Source organism: Maribacter sp. LLG6340-A2 (assembly GCF_045057105.1).
Classification (GTDB): domain Bacteria; phylum Bacteroidota; class Bacteroidia; order Flavobacteriales; family Flavobacteriaceae; genus Maribacter.
Window position 1 is genome coordinate 188,984 of sequence record NZ_CP159332.1, and the last position, 17,605, is coordinate 206,588.

Sequence of the window (17,605 nt, forward strand, 5' to 3'; positions counted from 1 at the left end):
TGTTTACCCTATAGATACAAAAACACCTAAATAGTTGCTTAAAAAAAAAGAGCCACTTTAAAGTGGCTCTTAATTATGATTTTAAATAAATTAAACTTTGTTGTAATTCTGGTTTGTCAGTAATATAATTTTCTAACCAGACTTTTAATTCCTCTACCTCTTCAGGTAATAAGGTTTTCAGTGCTTTTTTTAATTCTTTGCAAAATAGCAATGTATCAAAACTTACTTTTTTAAGTACTGTTTTACTATACTCTAGCATTGATATAGCCATAATTTACATTAATTAATTAGTTTGTTGTGGTATAAAGATAAACAGTTTTGGAAATTTAATATTGTATATAAAAAGTTAAAGTAAATATTTCAATGTTAAATTTTTAAAGATTTTTGAGTGATATGTTTTGTACTTTAGAAGCCATGAAATACTTATATTATATACTGCTATTTTCATTGTTTTTAAGCGCATGCCGTAGTAACAAAGCCCTAGTTACAAAGCAGTTGGACCAAAAACTTTCCAGCGTATTTTATAAAAATCAATTTACCGGCGTTTTGGTCGTTGATGCTGATACCAAGGACACCATATACAATTTAGATAGTGATAAGTATTTTATTCCGGCCAGCAATACCAAAATTTTCACCTTGTACGCCGGTCTAAAAATAATTCCTGAAAACATACCAGCCCTTAAATATCTTGAAGCCAATGACTCCTTGTATTTTGAAGGTACCGGTGACCCATCATTCTTACACCCTTATTTAAAAGATTCTATAGCGCTTAATTTTCTAAAAGACAAAACCAATTTGGTGCATATAACCGATAATTTTCAGGATAAAAAATATGGCCCCGGTTGGGCATGGGATGATTATGAATGGTACTATTCCCCAGAAAGAAATGCATTGCCCGTTTATGGTAATGTGGTTATGATTACTAATGACTCAGTTGTACCTTCTTATTTTAGGGATAGCGTCTTACAAATTACCAACGCGGTACATAGAAAAGAGACTGTTAATTTATTTTATTATCCTCCTCAATATCAAGACACCTTAGAAGTACCTTTTATTACCAGTGCCTCTACCACGACCGATTTATTGGAAGAGGTATTGAACGTTACACTGACAGAACAAGCACATATGCCACTGGGGTCAAAAAAAACATTACGTGGTATTAAAGCAGATACGCTCTACACAAGAATGATGCATGAAAGTGATAATTTCATTGCGGAACAATTATTGATTCTTGTGGCTTCTGAATTAAAGGATACTTTAAATAGTTCCATGTCCAGAACTTATATTTTAGAAAACGATTTAACAGATTTAGCCCAACAACCACGCTGGGTAGATGGCTCTGGTCTATCCAGGTATAATCTGTTTACCCCGCAAAATATGGTTCATGTGTTGCATAAACTGTATACGTTAGTTCCCAGAAAAAGGCTTTTCACTATTTTTCCGGCAGGTGGTGTCTCCGGAACGCTTAAAAATAAATTTCAAGGCCAGGGACAACCCTATATTTATGCCAAATCCGGTAGTTTAAGCAACAATTATTGTTTAAGTGGATACCTATTGACCAACTCTGGAAAAACGCTCATTTTTAGCTTTATGAACAATCACTTTAGAAATTCAACTAAAGAAGAACGAAACCAACTTGAGGCAATGCTGCAAACGCTCAGAGATACCTACTAATTATTCAATTTAGTGGATAAATACTCTCCATACTTCTTTTTCAGTACATCTATCTTTGGTGAAATATGGGTTGTACAGAACGGTTTTTTAACATCACTGAAATAATAATTAAGAAACTGAACATCAGAAGATTTAAACCTTCCAAACGGAAGTATTTCCGTGATAATTGGTTCAGCAAAATCCTGTTGTAGTACTAACATAATCTCCCTTAAAAGAAATTGGTCGGTATCTTCAAAATAATATACAGCGGAACGATATTTATCTCGCATAGCATGCTTTTTGGTACTTCTATGCGTATCTAAATGAATGGCTACCAAATCTTTTAATTCAATGACGCCCTTTTCATAATGTACTATTACCGCTTCTGAAAGGTTTTCTAATTTACCTTGTGGCGCTATAAATCCTTGCTCAACTTTGGCTACTCCTTTAAGTGCCATAAAAACAGCTTCAGTACACCAGTGACAACCACCTCCAAACCCTATGGTATTTAGATTATCCATATGTTTTTGTCGGATATTATTGCTTAAACTAACCGATTTAATTTTGCGTATTGTAGTAAGATGATGGTTTTAGCATCTATAATTCCCCCTGTAGAAATCATATCCATAGCTTTTTCAAATGCTAACTCCAATACCTCAATATTTTCGGTTTCATCTGCGGCGCCACCACCTTCACTTACCTTCATACTATCATCATACTCGCCCACGAACAAATATAAAATCTCGGTTACCGAACCAGGCGACATATAGGTTTGCATTACTTTTTTGACATTGTTGATTTTATAGCCCGTTTCCTCTTCGGTTTCCTTGCGCACACAATCCGCAGGGTTATCACCATCCAATAAACCGGCGCAAACCTCTATCATCATACCATCTTCATTTCCATTTACATAGGTAGGCATTCTAAATTGCTTGGTAAGCACTACCGTACCCTTATCCGCATTATATAAGAGTATTGCCGCCCCGTTGCCTCTGTCATACGCCTCACGGTTTTGCGTTTCCCAAGTACCATCTGGTTTTTGGTATTCAAACGTGTATTTATTAAGGGTATACCAGTTATCCGATAGTATTTCCTTTTCTATATTTCGTATATTTTTATTCTTCAAACTGTAAATTTTTTATTTGTGATTATAAATATACTTTAGAAACTTGTATCCAATAAAAAACCATCATAAATGAATACCCTTTATGATGGTTTTTAATAATGATTAGGCTAAATAATTGATGCTACAATCTATTGCAATAGCCTTACAAACTCCACTTATTACCTACCTCGGAAACTGGTTTACAAGGTTCATATTTACCTGGAATAGGATCATAACTCAATACATTTTTACCAATTTCTTCAGAGGTCATATAGGCCCAAATGGCCATAGACTTCATTGACCTATAAAAACCGATTGGCTCATGTGGCCCAACACCGGCTCCCCATACGCCTTTACCAAATTTTCCTGAATTTTTTTCGGCCTCGTTTAGCATGGCGGTTTTATCGGCATCGCTTAAATTATAGAATACATCTCCGTATTTGGATTTGCTTTTTTCATTAAACGCTGCGATATCTGCACGCATTTTCTCCTGACCGGATTTATCATATGATTTGGCAACGACCCTATCAATAAAAATATCGGATTTTACATCCAAAGCCCCTGGTGTATCCGTTCTTGGCAAGATCATATCTACCAATGAAGCAATGGTCTTGGCCTCTATATCTGTAAAAAATAGAGGTTCCCAGCTTAATCTATCTTCAGATTTGCAAGATTCTAGCAATGAAAGCATGGATGGCATTAAAATAGTTGCCCCTGCAAAAAGACCTGTTTTTTGTAACGCTTTTCTTCTGTCCATGTCTTAAATATTTAATTTTTTTAATTCGGATACCGCATGATCTGCCGCCCTTGCCGTTAAAGCCATATAGGTCAATGACGGGTTTACGCAAGATGATGAAGTCATACAGGCACCATCTGTTACAAATACATTTTTAGCGCCGTGAACTTGATTAAACTCATTCAAAACCGATGTTTTAGGGTCACGGCCCATGCGTGCCGTACCCATTTCATGAACACCATACCCAGGTGGATGCTCATTATCAAAGCCCCACACATCCTTAACGCCTGCTTTTGTCAACATTTCTACGGCATCTTCCTGTATTTGCTTGTTCAAGGCTTTTTCATTTTCCTTAAACTCCGCATCTATGGTCAAGGTTGGTTGCCCCCATTTATCCAGTACATCCGTATTCAATGAAATTTTATTTTCATGATATGGAAGACATTCCGCAAAACCGGTAATGAACATTTCCCACGGACCAGGTTTTAAAATACTGTCCTTATAATCGGCTCCAAATGCTTCTATATTTGCGGCATTACCTCCTCTATATGCTCCACCTTGATACCCAAAGCCACGCAAGAATTTATCAGATTTGCTCTTCTCGTCTATATTTACATATCTTGGAATATAAATTCCGTTAGGTCTTCTTCCTTTATAATATTTATCATCAAAACCTTCTACCCTACCAATTGCTCCCACTCTATAGGTATGATCCATAAGGTTATGTCCTAATTCTCCACTATCGTTTCCTAATCCATTTTCAAATCTGTTGGATGTAGAGTTCATTAAGATTTGTGTGGTACTTAATGTAGAGGCATTGACAAAGACTATTTTTGCTGAATATTCTATAGCCTCATTGGTCTCGGAATCAATGATTCTAACTCCCGTAACTTTTCCTTTCTTGTCATCATATATTAACGACTGCACTATGGAGAAAGGACGTATAGTAAGATTTCCGGTAGCATTAGCGGGTGGTAATGTAACCGCATTACTACTAAAATAAGCTCCATAAGGACAACCACGACTACATCTATTTCTATTTTGACATTGTCCTCTACCATTATGTGGTTGTGTAAGGTGTGCTACCCTACCAATAATCATGTTTCTACCTTCAAACTGCTCCTCTATTCTACTTTTTACATGTTTCTCCACACAGTTTAATTCCATAGGAGGTAAAAAGTGACTGTCCGGCAATTGTGGTAAGCCCAAAGCCTCTCCACTAATACCCGCAAACTTTTCTACATAGGTATACCATGGTTCTATATCCTTATAACGAATTGGCCAGTCTACTCCATGACCATCCTTTGCATTGGCCTCAAAATCCAAATCGCTCCAACGGTAAGTCTGCTTACCCCATAACAAGGATTTACCACCCATTTGATGTCCACGCAACCATAAGAAAGGTTTTTCTTCAGTGTATGGGTTTGCTGCATCATCTGCCCAAAAATGTTCAGTATCCGTACCGATCCAACCAGATCGTATGGCCTTATAATGCTTCTCTTTCTGTTCTGGTGTCAACCCGCCTCTTAATTCGGTATCCCAAGGATCCAAATTCATGGTGGGGTAATCTACAACATGCTCAACAATACGGCCACGCTCTAACACCAAAGTTTTCAATCCTTTTTCACACAGTTCCTTAGCTGCCCAACCGCCACTAATTCCAGACCCTATGACTATTGCATCATAGGTAACATCCTTCTTAGCATCAATATTAAAATTTGCCATTATATGATTTAAGTTTATTTCAACATCCAATTTAGTTGATTTTAAGCACCTGTCAAACTTTGTAGGTTAACATGTCACTTAAAACCCTCTTAATTGCTTAACGTAATTCTACTTATCCGTATTGTAATTTTACGGCTATTACAATTTAATTGTTCAATTCTAAATTTTGGCAAACTCCTTCGAAAACCTTTTCGCAGAATTAATGGTAACTAAGAGGTCATTTTATAACATTGATAGCCTCTAGTTGGTTATCGGGCAAATTCTATTGGCCATAACAAGTCTTTTTTTCTATCTTTTACTTATAAACCAAAAACCAACATCCATTTTGAAAGCCAACTATATTTACATTCTTTTATTTACTTTGTTTTTCTCTTCATGCAAAGAGAGTGCCAAACAGCCACAGGAAAATAAGTTACCTAGAATTGCCATTGCAGGGTTGGGTATTGAGAGTAGTACTTTTTCACCGGCCCTTTCTACGGAAGAAGCTTTTCACGCCAAAGTAGGCGATTCTGTCTTTACGAGATATCCATTTTTACAACCAGATTCCATAAATAGAAATAGAGCGGAATGGGTGCCGACACTGGTAGGTAAATCTTTACCTGGTGGAACGGTTACACGCGAAGCCTATGAATCATTGGTCACTAAAAGTTTAAAAATGTTGGAGGAGAACAAACCGTATGACGGACTCTTTTTTGATATACATGGCGCAATGAGCGTTGTTGGTTTGGATGATCCCGAGGGAGATTTAATTGCACGCATACGTGAAGTGATCGGTAACGATGTCCTGATTTCAACGTCTATGGATTTACATGGAAATGTCTCCGAAAGATTGGCAAAACATTCAGATTTAATTACCTGTTACCGTATGGCGCCACATGAAGATGCTATTGAATCCAAAAAAAGAGCGGTAACCAATCTTATTGACAGGTTGGAAAACGGAAAAGGGAAACCTGCCTATAAAGCATGGGTGCCAGTACCTATTCTATTACCTGGTGAAAAAACGAGTACACGTATAGAACCTGGTAAAAGTTTATATGCCAAAATACCCCATATTACCCAACAAGACGGAATTATTGATGCTGCCATTTGGATCGGTTATGCGTGGGCAGATGAACCACGCAACCATGCCGTAGTAATGGTTACCGGTGATGATAAGGAGAAAGTTGCGCAAGGTGCCGAGATGTTGGCTAAAAGTTTTTGGGACGTAAGAAAGCAATTTGAATTTGTAGCCCCAACCACCACCTTGGACGAGAGTTTGAAATTGGCATTGGCCAGTGACAAAAAACCTTATATGATCAGCGATATGGGCGACAACCCCACAGCTGGGGGTGCTGGTGATGTTACTTGGACCTTGAAGGAATTGTTGGCTAGACCAGAATTTACGTCTACAAATGGCAAATCTCTTATTTATGCCTCTATACCGGGACCGGAATTTGTTGAAAAAGCTCTGGAAATAGGCATTGGCGGAAAAATTAAAGCGGAAGCGGGTGCGGCTGTAGATAACCGTTTTGCCGGACCACTGACTTTGGAAGGCACCATAACCGCCATTAAAAAAGGGGATGTCAACGCAGAAGTAGAAGTTGTGGTTAAAGTGGGCAATATTGATGTCATAGTCACCAAAAAACGGAAACCTTACCACCATCTAAGCGATTTTACCAACTTAGGATTACAACCTAAGGAAACCGATATTGTAGTGGTTAAAATTGGATATCTAGTTCCTGAATTATATGATATGCGTGGCGATTGGACTATGGCATTGACACCAGGCGGTGTGGACCAAGATTTACAAAGATTGGGATATAAACGTATTAAAAGACCTATGTTTCCTTTAGATGCCGACATGGAAAACCCTGACCTGTCCGCCCGATGGATACCGGCTTCAAACGCTGAATAATTACACGGTAATTGCCTTGTTTAAATACCGCCTAAAAGGAAGCATTTCCATATAAACGTCAATTAAACGATTATCGAAATGGTCATGAAAAGTTTCCGCTGTAGCAAAGGTAAGCTCTACGGCAAACGTTTTATGTTTAAGCAATTCTATATGCTTGTGGTCCGCTGCAAATCCTTTTGGGCTATTGGTCAATTTTACATCATCATACAAACCACCAAACAATGATTTAAAAGATTTTTTGTTTAGAATTTTTTGAAGTTCATCCCCATCATAATCAATGGCATCACGCACACTCCGTAACACTTTTGATTCTGGCCTCCAAAGTCCACCAGCAAAAATGCATCGGTCAATTCCTAGCTCAAAATAGAAATCAGCTGTTTTGGGTTTTTTATCAAAACCGGCCCCAAAATGGTCCTTGTAAACCGGTTTATTGGGATGAAACATTAAATTATTATTGATTCTATTTATTCCTTTTTTCCCGGGAGTATCAAAGTATTCACTGTCAAGGACAGAAAGTCTATTATTCATACCATCTAACCAATCAATAAATTCATCCCGCACGTCTTTGTACCACTTACGGTTTTCATCCATCCAATCCTTATGATTATTTTTTTGAAGTTCTTTAAGGAACGTAATTTGATTGTTGAAATTCATTTATTGGTTGTTGGTTGTTGGTTGTTGGTTGTTGGAATGAACCAAAGTCAAATTCAAAAGTAAAGTTCAAGTGCAACTACAAGCGCAAAATTTTATCCTACTTCATACTTTATACTTCCTACTTAATACTTCCTACTTAATACTTTGTACTTAATACTTTGTACTTAATACTTAAACACTAAAACCTATTATCTCCACCCACAATATCTCCTAACGTACCTAAAATACTTCCTTCTCCTTTATCTTTTCCTCCTCTGGGTATAGAAGCTAATACTCTCCCAGCCAAGCGACTAAAAGGTAATGACTGAATATAGACCGTTCCAGGTCCGCGTAACGTAGCAAAAAATAAACCTTCGCCACCAAAAACGGTATTTCTTATACCTCCAACAAACTCAATGTCATAGTCCACATCTTTGGTGAAACCCACAATACAACCGGTATCCACTTTTAATACTTCACCAGGACCCAATGTCTTTTTAGCTAACGTTCCACCCGCGTGTATAAAAGACATGCCATCACCCTCTAATTTTTGCATAATAAAACCTTCGCCACCAAAAAGTCCGCGCCCCAGTCTTTTTGAAAACTCAATACCTACGGATACCCCTTTGGCAGCGCATAAAAATGCATCTTTCTGGCAGATAAAGCGCCCGCCCATTTCAGATAAGTCAATGGGCAATATTTTTCCCGGGTAGGGCGATGCAAAGCTTACTTGTTTCTTGCCTTGGCCAATATTCAAGAAAGCGGTCATGAAAAGACTCTCACCGGTAAGCATACGTTTTCCTGCGGAAAATATTTTTCCTAAAACACTATTATCTTGGTTACTACCATCGCCAAAAATGGTGTTCATTTTAATATCGGTATCCATCATCATAAAGCTACCGGCTTCGGCAACAACAGCCTCTTGCGGGTCTAGCTCTATTTCGACATATTGCATTTCTTCTCCAAAAATCTCGTAATCTATTTCGTGTGCGTTCATTTTTAAAATTTTATTGATTGATGCTTATTAGTTGTCAGCTGCTAGCTTTTTGTTACAAGCAACGAGTAATTTTTTTAAATGGAAGAGAATAAATAAACCGGGTAAAAAAAATTACCTATTTCTAGATACCTTAAAATTTAGGTCAATATAGATGAACAAGAAGAGCTCAAAATACATCTTTATTTCCAGAGTTTATTTGAACCTACATCCAATTATGAATTATTTTACCTCCAATAATTCTATATCGAAAATTAGAACGGCTCCGCCAGGTATTCCAGACCTTCCTGCATTTCCGTAGGCCAAACGTGAGGGAATCAACAACATACCGCTACCACCTTCATTGAAATAGGTAATACCTTCTGTCCATCCTGCAATGACCTGACTAAGATTAAACGTAATGCCTTCAGCATTCTGGTCAAAAACTGACCCATTTGTAAAATATCCCTTGTAGGCTACGGTAACATCTGAACTTGCCGTTGGTGTTGCTCCCGTTCCTTGATTCTCTATTACATAATAAAGACCAGATGCACTTTTTTGGGCGTCCAGATTATTATCCGCTATAAACTCCAATATTTCGTTTTCATTATCCTCGGTAAAATCCTTAGACGTATCATCTGATCCACAATTGGTAAAAACAAGTATAATAAGGGGAAGTAAAAATTTTTTCATTAATTATAAAGTATAAGATTCGTATTAAAATATGTAATTGTTAACTAAATGTACGTTGTTTACGTATTTAAATTATTGCTTTAAGCGTACGGTCCATTCAAAATCGAACGTACTCACCACTACCCCATCTTCATTGACACCAATAGATTTCATCCAAATGGTTTGCCCTTCTCCTGTAGCAATGGTTCTTTCTAAGGCTCCTTTAATTAAATGACCATCTGTACAGGTAAATGTAATTTTACCTGTTGCCTTTTTGGAAAAATTGGCCTTATTATTGGCCACCAGCATGGAAATTTTCTTTCCGGTTGCCTCTATTTGGTCTATCATCATAGCACCCGTGGACAATTCTGCCGCCATACCTTGTACGGCCCAAAACATGGAATTGAACGGGTTTTGATTAATCCACCTATGCTTTACGGTGACAATTGCACGTTCTTTATCTATTTCCCTTAAACGCACTCCGCACCACCACGCAGCTGGTAGCTTTAAAAAGGCGAACATGTTGAATTTACTAGCGGTTACAGCCATATATTTTTATTATTTGGATAAAAGTAGCTATAATTTACAGTATTCTAAAATGTTAAATTAATGTTAAATATTAGTACTATGTGTAACATAGTACCTTTTTTTAGACATATATTTGCATAGGAAGTTAATAGGTTATCAACGTAATTGGCTTTAACCTAGTATCTAAAACATCAATCATCAATACCTGAACAATCATGACAGAAACATTAACCAAACACGAAAGAAACCTCTCTGCAATTATTCATGCGAGTACGTTTTCCAAGTATTTTATTCCTTTTGGAAATTTTATAATTCCCCTTGTACTTTGGACAGCGAACAAAAAAGAATATGAATTTGTAGACTATAATGGTAAGCAAGCCCTAAATTTTCAAATTAGCATACTGCTCTACTCCATTCTAATTGGTATGATCAGTATTCCATTTTTTATAGGTGGACTGATACCCAACATCTTTGATTTTGACCATTTTGGATTTTCAACTTTTAGCCATCTCAACTCGGTGAATTTTCATTTTGATAGCGATCATTTTTTTGGACCATGGATGATTCCGGCCGGGGTTTTGGTATTTGCACAATCTGCATTATTTATAATTAACATCATATACACCATACTCGCTACCATACGTACCAATGAGGGGCAATATTTTTCATATCCGCTAACCATAAAATTTATCAAATAAATACAGTAATCATTTTAGAAAAGGTATTCATCACACCTTAAAGAGTTTATCAATCAATCAAAAAAAATCAATCAGGATGTTTATTCATCAATCAAAAAACGAACAGTTAATCTATGCAGACAACAAGGACCATGGAGCAACCCCCTACAAGCGGGGGACTGCATAAAAAGCAAAAAGACATTATGAACGTAGAAAACACAAAAGCACAAATGCGAAAAGGGGTTCTGGAATACTGTATCCTGTCCATCTTAAACGGACAAGATAAGTATGCTTCTGAAATCCTGGGAACGCTAAAAGATGCCAAAATGCTGGTGGTAGAAGGAACAATTTATCCACTACTTACACGGCTTAAAAATGCCGGACTCTTGAATTACAGATGGGAAGAATCCACATCTGGACCCCCAAGAAAATACTATACCTTAACCGAGACAGGAAAACTCTTCTTAAAGGAATTGGATACCACTTGGGACGAATTGAGAAAAGCCACCAACCTGGTAACCAACACTAAAAACAGCTAACAATGAACAAGACAGTAAATATAAATCTAGCAAACATGCTCTTCCATATAGATGAAGAGGCATACAACAAAATGCGAAGGTATTTGGAATCCGTAAAACGTTCCTTTGCCAACACACCGGGCAGTGACGAGATCATTGCCGATATAGAAGCACGTATAGCAGAACTTTTCCACGAAAAATTGGAAAACGAAAGGCAAGTCATTACCACCAAAGAAGTGGACGAGGTCATAGCCATTATGGGCCAACCCGAGGATTACATGGTAGACGAAGAAATTTTTGAAGATGAGCCTAGGGCAACATCCGCAAGAAAACAAAGCAGGGTTAAAAAACTGTTTAGGGATACCGATAAAAAATATGTAGCCGGTGTTTCCTCTGGTCTAGCACATTACTTTGGTATTGATCCCCTTTGGATACGTTTAATATGGATATTCCTTACCATTTTTACATGGGGCGGATTCATATTCATCTATGGTCTGTTATGGATTCTTATTCCAGAAGCTAAAACCACTTCCCAGAAATTGGACATGAGCGGTGAAGCCGTTAATATCAGCAATATTGAGCGTAAGGTAAAAGAGGGTTTTGATGACGTAGCGGATCGTGTAAAAAGTGTCGATTACGAAAAAGTAGGCGACACCGTCAAAAAAGGAGGTAAAACAGTTTTTGACACCTTTGGTGATATTGTCATGTTTCTTTTTAAGATTTTTGGCAAGTTTATTGGCATTCTATTGGTCATTATTGGTGCCGCAACCTTAATAGGTTTATTTGTAGGTATGTTTACCGTTGGTATTTTGGATATTATTCATGTGCCGGGCATTGACTTTTACAATGTGGTAAATTCCACGAACATGCCAATCTGGGTGGTATCATTATTGGCATTCTTTGCCATAGGTATTCCGTTTTTCTTCTTAATGTACTTAGGATTAAAAATACTGGTAAACAATTTAAAGTCTATTGGTACGGTGGCCAAATTTTCCTTACTGGGCCTTTGGTTAATTTCAATTATTCTATTGATCATATTTGGTATAAGGGAAGCTGCCTCACATGCCTATACAGGAAGCACCTCTGTAGAAGATGAAATAACGAACGTAATTCCTACGGATACGTTGAACATTAGACTAGTGTCTACGGATGAATACGATTATGAAAAAGATATGCATATGGGAGATACCTTTATATCCTATGATGAAGCCGGAAATAAAATTTTGGTTTCAGATGATGTAAGATTCAGGATTCGTAAGTCCAAAGACTCCCTGGTACGGGTTCAGGTCAGGAAAGAGGCAGATGGTCCTTCCAATAGAGAAGCAAAAGATATTGCAGGCCAAATTGTATATGACTATGAGGTAAGCGGCAATACGATCTCATTTAACGATTATTTGACCACACAGGGACCTAAATTTAAAGATCAAGAAGTTCGTGTAAACATATTCTTGCCCGTGGGTACTATTTTAACATACGAGCAAACCAATTCTAGAAATTGGATCACTACGGTAAATACCGATAGAGATACAGATGGTTTAGAAGGCTACCTTTGGAAAATGGCCAATAATGGGGAATTAGAATGTTTGGACTGCCCAGAGTATATTGAAATGAACGATGAAGACCATAATGGTTCCAACCGTATTAAAATCAATGAGAACGGTATTGATATAAATATCAATGACAACGGGGAAAAAGGTAAGATCATTATTAACGAAAACGGCATTGACATTGATGTCAACGATAATGGCGAATCTTTTAAAATGAAATTAGATGAGAACGGCGTAAAAATTGATGCTAATGATAGCATTAACTAATTACAGTTCAATCCACTAATTCAACAATTCAGTATAAAATAAATGTAGAAGAATTAAAAAACAATCATTTTTACATCATCAAATAACAATCATAAAACGAACAATCATGACAACATTAGTAAGAATAACAGTAGCTCTTGTCTTGGCCCTTTTACTTTCATCTTGCGGCTTTGATATCAACTTTGGAGATTTTGGTTCTGGGGAAACAGGTAACGGCGTAGTCGTTGAGGAAACCCGTGAAATTACAGAAGACTTTACAGAAGTTTCAGCATCCGAAGGTTTAGATGTATATGTTACCCAAGGCAGTGAATTTGATATTTCTGTGGAGGCCGATGAAAACATTGTGGATTTAATTGGTACCGATATTAAAAATGGAAAATTAAGGATTCATGCCATAGAAAACATTGGTAGAGCCACCAAAAAAGTATATGTCACCTTACCAAAGGTTAGTGGATTATATGCATCCAGTGGCTCTCATTTAACCGCAGAGAACATGATCCAATCAGAAAAATTGATGGTCGATGCCAGTAGTGGTGCCATTTTAGATGCCAATGTTACGGTTACGGATATGGAGGTCGATGCAAGTAGCGGCGCCAATATTTCATTGTCAGGTACGGCCAATGAGGTCTATGTTGATGGTAGTAGCGGCGCTAATATTAAAGCGGGCGACCTTATGACCGTAGTATGTAATGCAGATGCCAGCAGCGGAGCAAATGTAAGTATTCATGTAAAGAACAACTTAACGGCAGAGGCCTCCAGTGGCGGCAATATTTCCTATAAAGGCGAACCCTCTGTGCAGAAAAACAAATCTGTTTCGGGTAGTGTACACAAGTATTGAATTCCATAACAATCATATTGAAAACCCGCTGAATGTTCAGCGGGTTTTCATTTTTTGGTAACTTCCTAATCTGTATATTAGTGCAATGCAAGTACACATAAAAAAATATACCCTGCCCCTAAAACACACATTCAGTATTTCAAGGGAATCTCATGATGTTCAAGATACGCTAATTGCTTCTCTATCCTTGGACGGTAAAACCGGATTTGGTGAAGCTACCTCCAATCCATATTACAAGATTACGGTTGATAGTATGGAGAAAGAAATAATGGCGATAGAAGCTGAGATATCTGCATTCAATTTTACCACCCCAGAAGAGTTCCATCAATTTTTAACGACCAAGGGTTTATCTAATTTTGCTATCTGTGCACTAGATTTAGCCGCCCATGACCTATATGGTAAATTATTGAAAAAACCATTGCATACCATTTGGGGTACGGATATCACCCGTTATCCCATAACCAATTATACCATAGGCCTTGCCAGTATTGATATTATGAGGTCCAAAATGCAGGAAATGCCTTGGCCCATTTACAAAATAAAACTGGGCACCCAAGACGATGTTGCCATTGTAAAGGAACTAAGAAAGCATACCGATGCCATTTTTAGGATTGATGCCAACTGCGCATGGACGGCCCAAGAAACAATTTTCAATGCCCCATTACTTAAAGAATTGGGAGTAGAATTTTTAGAACAACCCTTAAAAGCAGATGATTGGGCAGGTATGGAAGAAGTTATGCACCATAGTGTTTTACCGGTTATAGCAGATGAAAGCTGTATTGTGGAAGGCGATGTTGAAAAATGTGCGCTTCATTATACGGGTATCAATATTAAACTGACCAAGTGTGGCGGACTAACACCAGCTCTAAGAATGATAAAAAAAGCAAAACAATTGGGGCTTAAGGTTATGGTTGGCTGTATGACGGAATCTACCGTTGGTATTTCTGCCATTGCCCAACTATTGCCACAACTGGATTATGTAGATATGGACGGGGCACTATTGCTCAAAAAAGATATAGCTACGGGCGTTTCTATTGCACCGGGCGGTAAGGTTATTTTCCCTGAAATGGGTGGTAGCGGTATTCAGCTTCTTTAACATGCATATAATAAATGAATTTCCAGGCAGGGAAGTAAAAATAGCAGGCAAAAACTATCTTTATTTTGGTGGCACCTCCTATTTGGGCTTACAGACAGATAAAGCTTTTCAATCGCTCTACTACAAAAATATGAAGCGGTATGGTACGGGCTATGGCGCATCGCGTAAATCCAATATTCAACTGTCCATCTACAAGGAAATGGAAGAATATCTGGCCCAATTGGTTGGCTCAGAGAGATGTTTGACCATGTCCTCTGGCTACCTTGCCGGTCAATTATTACATCAGTATCTAATTCAAGGTAATCTTGATTTATATTACGCACCCGGTACCCATTCCGCCTTATCCAATGTATTGGCAAAAAAGCATGTAAGCAAATTAGCCTTAACCAAAGATTTAATGCAACATCCGGAACAAGACAAGGTACTAATGATGGATAGCATTGATTTCAAAGGTGAGAATTACCCGGATTACCAATGGCTTACCGCACTACCCTTGCACAAGATGACCTTAGTGATCGATGATTCCCATGGAATAGGCATTACCGGTATTAATGGTGGTGGTAGTTATAAGTTCTTAGATTCCTTACGCCCTAAAAATCTATTGGTAACCTGTTCCTTGGGCAAAGGATATGGAATTGGAGCTGGTGCTATTTTTGGTACCAGAGCCATGATTGATAGTCTTATGGATACAGAAATGTTTGGAGGTTCAAGTCCTGCCGCTCCCGCTGCACTGGCTACCCTTAGGGATGCGGAATCCATTATCGATGAAAAACGAAATCTCCTTAAAAGAAATTTAACCCTATTTCTTAAAAACCTAAAACACCCATCACAATTTTCATCTTCTAAAGGTCATCCTACATTTAGCTTTCAAAATGAAAAACTGGCCTTAACATTAGAACAAGAAGGAATTATTGTAACCAATTTTAGATATCCTACCGCTAACAATGACTTAATGAGCCGCATTGTAATTAGCGCTCTACATACTACAGATGACATTCTTACCCTTTGCAACTCATTAAACCAACTACAATCTTATTGATTTATCATATCCATAAACAAAGCGGCATACATTTAATAAATTCATAATATATGTATATAAATTATGTTAATTTATAAATATTTGTTGTATCTTTTTAGTACTCATTCAATACAAATATTAACTTAAAACCTTACCATTATGAAAAAGATTATAGGATTGATTTCATTACTGCTCATTTTGGTTTCCGCTGCATCTACCAACACAATTAACAAAAGTTACATGCATACCATTGAGGGTACTTGGGAACTGGAAAGTTTTTATAATTATGATGGCCAAGAGGTCATTGATACCATACCTACTTCAGAAGGTTACCGGCAGGTTAAAATGTATTATAACGGAAAAATTATGTGGAGCCGTTATGTACCTGTGGATAAAGTAGGAAGATTTGGTTATGGTACATACCATATCACCGAAAACCGTTTAATAGAAACTTTGGAATATGGTGATAACGAAATGATACAGGCCATGGATACCATGCGAATCTTTACTTTTGAATTGTTGCTAAGTGACAATAAATTCAGTCAAATTAGCTTAGATGAAGAAGGAAACCGCACCTTCTCTGAAAATTACAAAAGGATTGATTAAATATATCTTATCCATGAAAAAAGCGCCACTTCTAACGAGGTGGCGCTTTTTTTTAAGAAATATATACTATGTTAAATTTTATATTGACCTGCAACGGTTTCTTCAACAGAGCCTATTTCTGCTAAATAGCGCTCTGCATCCAAGGCCGCCATACAACCGGAACCTGCAGCGGTAACCGCTTGTCTGTATTCTTTATCCTGAGCATCGCCACTAGCAAAAACACCTGGCAAATTGGTTTTTGTAGACTTCCCTTTTGTAATTAGGTAGCCTGTCTCATCCATATCCAATTGTCCCTTGAAAATATCCGTATTTGGTTTATGGCCAATAGCAATAAACAATCCGGTAATGGATATTTCTTCTTTTTCCCCCGTTTTGTTGTTCACCATACGCAAGCCTTCCACAACCTGATCGCCTAAAACCTCATCAACTTCCGTATTATAACGAACTTCAATGTTTTTTAAACTATTTACCCTATGTTGCATAGCTTTTGAAGCCCTCATTTCATCCCTACGTACCAACATAGTTACCTTGTTACAGATATTGGCAAGGTAAGAAGCTTCTTCCGCAGCAGTATCCCCTGCTCCTACTATGGCTACATCCTGACCTTTATAGAAAAAACCATCACAAACGGCACAGGCAGAAACTCCACCTCCGCGTAAGCGTTGTTCACTTGGAATATTTAAATATTTTGCAGATGCACCTGTAGATATAATTACTGTTTCGGCTTCAATTTCCTTATCATTATCCGCCACTACTTTATGTATACCGCCCGGAACTTTTGAAAACTCTACAGAAGTGATCATTCCTATTCTTACTTCCGTTCCAAAACGCTCTGCTTGCTGCTGTAATTGCACCATCATCGTAGGCCCATCAATGCCTTCGGGGTAACCTGGAAAATTATCTACCTCCGTTGTGGTGGTTAGTTGACCACCAGGCTCCATACCAGTATACATTACAGGTTTTAAATCTGCACGGGCAGCATAAATGGCCGCGGTGTATCCAGCTGGACCGGATCCTATGATCAATGTTTTAACACGTTCTATTTTATCAGACATAATTTGAAGTTGTTCAGTTCTTGTTCTACTACAAAAGTAGGTTTTTGAGCAAAAAACTTACAAT

General features: G+C 37.7%; 19 protein-coding genes. 9 read left to right on the forward strand and 10 right to left on the reverse strand.

Features of this window, described 5'->3' with window-relative positions; genetic code table 11:
• Nucleotides 1–73: 73 nt before the first annotated feature.
• The gene (locus ABVM52_RS00825) at nucleotides 74–271 is read right to left on the reverse strand and encodes a hypothetical protein (protein WP_405382759.1); all 198 of its coding nucleotides are present in this window, start codon (nucleotides 269–271) and stop codon (nucleotides 74–76) included.
• 143 nt (nucleotides 272–414) lie between these two features.
• Here ABVM52_RS00825 and ABVM52_RS00830 point away from each other — a divergent pair, with 143 nt between their 5' ends.
• On the forward strand, nucleotides 415–1,674 hold the full coding sequence (locus ABVM52_RS00830; protein WP_405382761.1) for a D-alanyl-D-alanine carboxypeptidase/D-alanyl-D-alanine-endopeptidase: 1,260 nt from the start codon (nucleotides 415–417) through the stop codon (nucleotides 1,672–1,674).
• Here the strand turns inward: ABVM52_RS00830 and ABVM52_RS00835 are convergent.
• The 4 genes from ABVM52_RS00835 to ABVM52_RS00850 form a co-directional block, all read right to left on the reverse strand.
• The gene (locus ABVM52_RS00835) at nucleotides 1,671–2,174 is read right to left on the reverse strand and encodes a peptide-methionine (S)-S-oxide reductase (RefSeq protein WP_405382763.1); all 504 of its coding nucleotides are present in this window, start codon (nucleotides 2,172–2,174) and stop codon (nucleotides 1,671–1,673) included. The two genes, ABVM52_RS00830 and ABVM52_RS00835, sit on opposite strands and share 4 nt — an antisense overlap.
• A 23-nt stretch (nucleotides 2,175–2,197) precedes the next feature.
• Nucleotides 2,198–2,779, reverse strand: a complete 582-nt coding sequence (nudK, locus tag ABVM52_RS00840; protein ID WP_405382765.1) for a GDP-mannose pyrophosphatase NudK — start codon at nucleotides 2,777–2,779, stop codon at nucleotides 2,198–2,200.
• Between the two features lie 142 nt (nucleotides 2,780–2,921).
• The gene (locus ABVM52_RS00845; protein ID WP_405382767.1) at nucleotides 2,922–3,515 is read right to left on the reverse strand and encodes a gluconate 2-dehydrogenase subunit 3 family protein; all 594 of its coding nucleotides are present in this window, start codon (nucleotides 3,513–3,515) and stop codon (nucleotides 2,922–2,924) included.
• A gap of 3 nt (nucleotides 3,516–3,518) precedes the next feature.
• Nucleotides 3,519–5,219 carry a GMC oxidoreductase gene (locus tag ABVM52_RS00850; RefSeq protein WP_405382769.1) on the reverse strand — a complete coding sequence of 567 codons (1,701 nt, stop codon included), beginning with the start codon at nucleotides 5,217–5,219 and terminating at the stop codon, nucleotides 3,519–3,521.
• A gap of 325 nt (nucleotides 5,220–5,544) precedes the next feature.
• Between ABVM52_RS00850 and ABVM52_RS00855 the strand changes: the two genes are divergently transcribed.
• Complete coding sequence (locus tag ABVM52_RS00855; RefSeq protein ID WP_405382771.1) at nucleotides 5,545–7,113, forward strand: M81 family metallopeptidase; 1,569 nt, start codon at nucleotides 5,545–5,547, stop codon at nucleotides 7,111–7,113.
• Here ABVM52_RS00855 and ABVM52_RS00860 read toward each other — a convergent pair whose 3' ends face one another.
• The 4 genes from ABVM52_RS00860 to ABVM52_RS00875 all read right to left on the reverse strand — a co-directional run bounded on the left by ABVM52_RS00860 (nucleotide 7,114) and on the right by ABVM52_RS00875 (nucleotide 9,940).
• Entirely contained in the window at nucleotides 7,114–7,767 is a 654-nt protein-coding gene (locus ABVM52_RS00860) for a DUF2461 domain-containing protein (protein WP_405382773.1), read from the reverse strand.
• 178 nt (nucleotides 7,768–7,945) lie between these two features.
• Nucleotides 7,946–8,743, reverse strand: coding sequence for a TIGR00266 family protein (locus ABVM52_RS00865; protein ID WP_058105606.1), 798 nt, complete (start codon nucleotides 8,741–8,743; stop codon nucleotides 7,946–7,948).
• Between the two features lie 219 nt (nucleotides 8,744–8,962).
• On the reverse strand, nucleotides 8,963–9,412 hold the full coding sequence (locus ABVM52_RS00870) for an FKBP-type peptidyl-prolyl cis-trans isomerase (RefSeq protein WP_405382775.1): 450 nt from the start codon (nucleotides 9,410–9,412) through the stop codon (nucleotides 8,963–8,965).
• 72 nt (nucleotides 9,413–9,484) lie between these two features.
• Nucleotides 9,485–9,940 carry a DUF4442 domain-containing protein gene (locus ABVM52_RS00875; protein ID WP_405382777.1) on the reverse strand — a complete coding sequence of 152 codons (456 nt, stop codon included), beginning with the start codon at nucleotides 9,938–9,940 and terminating at the stop codon, nucleotides 9,485–9,487.
• A gap of 194 nt (nucleotides 9,941–10,134) precedes the next feature.
• On the opposite strand from ABVM52_RS00875, the gene ABVM52_RS00880 reads away from it, so the two are divergent.
• The 7 genes from ABVM52_RS00880 (at nucleotide 10,135) to ABVM52_RS00910 (ending at nucleotide 16,486) form a co-directional block, all read left to right on the forward strand.
• The gene (locus ABVM52_RS00880) at nucleotides 10,135–10,617 is read left to right on the forward strand and encodes a DUF4870 domain-containing protein (RefSeq protein ID WP_405382779.1); all 483 of its coding nucleotides are present in this window, start codon (nucleotides 10,135–10,137) and stop codon (nucleotides 10,615–10,617) included.
• Nucleotides 10,618–10,799: 182 nt separating this feature from the next.
• The gene (locus tag ABVM52_RS00885) at nucleotides 10,800–11,135 is read left to right on the forward strand and encodes a PadR family transcriptional regulator (protein WP_405385086.1); all 336 of its coding nucleotides are present in this window, start codon (nucleotides 10,800–10,802) and stop codon (nucleotides 11,133–11,135) included.
• A gap of 2 nt (nucleotides 11,136–11,137) precedes the next feature.
• Complete coding sequence (locus tag ABVM52_RS00890; protein ID WP_405382781.1) at nucleotides 11,138–12,928, forward strand: PspC domain-containing protein; 1,791 nt, start codon at nucleotides 11,138–11,140, stop codon at nucleotides 12,926–12,928.
• Nucleotides 12,929–13,034: 106 nt separating this feature from the next.
• Entirely contained in the window at nucleotides 13,035–13,766 is a 732-nt protein-coding gene (locus ABVM52_RS00895; protein WP_405382783.1) for a head GIN domain-containing protein, read from the forward strand.
• 85 nt (nucleotides 13,767–13,851) lie between these two features.
• Nucleotides 13,852–14,862 (forward strand): dipeptide epimerase, encoded by a 1,011-nt coding sequence (locus tag ABVM52_RS00900; protein WP_405382785.1) that lies wholly within the window; start codon nucleotides 13,852–13,854, stop codon nucleotides 14,860–14,862.
• A gap of 1 nt (nucleotide 14,863) precedes the next feature.
• Entirely contained in the window at nucleotides 14,864–15,901 is a 1,038-nt protein-coding gene (locus ABVM52_RS00905) for an aminotransferase class I/II-fold pyridoxal phosphate-dependent enzyme (protein ID WP_405382787.1), read from the forward strand.
• 138 nt (nucleotides 15,902–16,039) lie between these two features.
• On the forward strand, nucleotides 16,040–16,486 hold the full coding sequence (locus tag ABVM52_RS00910) for a hypothetical protein (RefSeq protein ID WP_405382789.1): 447 nt from the start codon (nucleotides 16,040–16,042) through the stop codon (nucleotides 16,484–16,486).
• 71 nt (nucleotides 16,487–16,557) lie between these two features.
• Here ABVM52_RS00910 and trxB read toward each other — a convergent pair whose 3' ends face one another.
• A complete protein-coding gene (gene trxB / locus ABVM52_RS00915) occupies nucleotides 16,558–17,541 on the reverse strand; it encodes a thioredoxin-disulfide reductase (protein WP_405382791.1) in 984 nt (327 codons plus the stop codon).
• Nucleotides 17,542–17,605: the final 64 nt, after the last annotated feature.

Coding starts and splice junctions, on each gene's coding strand:
- ABVM52_RS00825 (WP_405382759.1), bottom strand. CDS start 271: ATGGCTATATCAATGCTAGAGTATAGTAAAACAGTACTTAAAAAAGTA.
- ABVM52_RS00830 (WP_405382761.1), top strand. CDS start 415: ATGAAATACTTATATTATATACTGCTATTTTCATTGTTTTTAAGCGCA.
- ABVM52_RS00835 (WP_405382763.1), bottom strand. CDS start 2,174: ATGGATAATCTAAATACCATAGGGTTTGGAGGTGGTTGTCACTGGTGT.
- ABVM52_RS00845 (WP_405382767.1), bottom strand. CDS start 3,515: ATGGACAGAAGAAAAGCGTTACAAAAAACAGGTCTTTTTGCAGGGGCA.
- ABVM52_RS00850 (WP_405382769.1), bottom strand. CDS start 5,219: ATGGCAAATTTTAATATTGATGCTAAGAAGGATGTTACCTATGATGCA.
- ABVM52_RS00860 (WP_405382773.1), bottom strand. CDS start 7,767: ATGAATTTCAACAATCAAATTACGTTCCTTAAAGAACTTCAAAAAAAT.
- ABVM52_RS00865 (WP_058105606.1), bottom strand. CDS start 8,743: ATGAACGCACACGAAATAGATTACGAGATTTTTGGAGAAGAAATGCAA.
- ABVM52_RS00870 (WP_405382775.1), bottom strand. CDS start 9,412: ATGAAAAAATTTTTACTTCCCCTTATTATACTTGTTTTTACCAATTGT.
- ABVM52_RS00875 (WP_405382777.1), bottom strand. CDS start 9,940: ATGGCTGTAACCGCTAGTAAATTCAACATGTTCGCCTTTTTAAAGCTA.
- ABVM52_RS00880 (WP_405382779.1), top strand. CDS start 10,135: ATGACAGAAACATTAACCAAACACGAAAGAAACCTCTCTGCAATTATT.
- ABVM52_RS00885 (WP_405385086.1), top strand. CDS start 10,800: ATGAACGTAGAAAACACAAAAGCACAAATGCGAAAAGGGGTTCTGGAA.
- ABVM52_RS00890 (WP_405382781.1), top strand. CDS start 11,138: ATGAACAAGACAGTAAATATAAATCTAGCAAACATGCTCTTCCATATA.
- ABVM52_RS00895 (WP_405382783.1), top strand. CDS start 13,035: ATGACAACATTAGTAAGAATAACAGTAGCTCTTGTCTTGGCCCTTTTA.
- ABVM52_RS00900 (WP_405382785.1), top strand. CDS start 13,852: ATGCAAGTACACATAAAAAAATATACCCTGCCCCTAAAACACACATTC.
- ABVM52_RS00905 (WP_405382787.1), top strand. CDS start 14,864: ATGCATATAATAAATGAATTTCCAGGCAGGGAAGTAAAAATAGCAGGC.
- ABVM52_RS00910 (WP_405382789.1), top strand. CDS start 16,040: ATGAAAAAGATTATAGGATTGATTTCATTACTGCTCATTTTGGTTTCC.
- trxB (WP_405382791.1), bottom strand. CDS start 17,541: ATGTCTGATAAAATAGAACGTGTTAAAACATTGATCATAGGATCCGGT.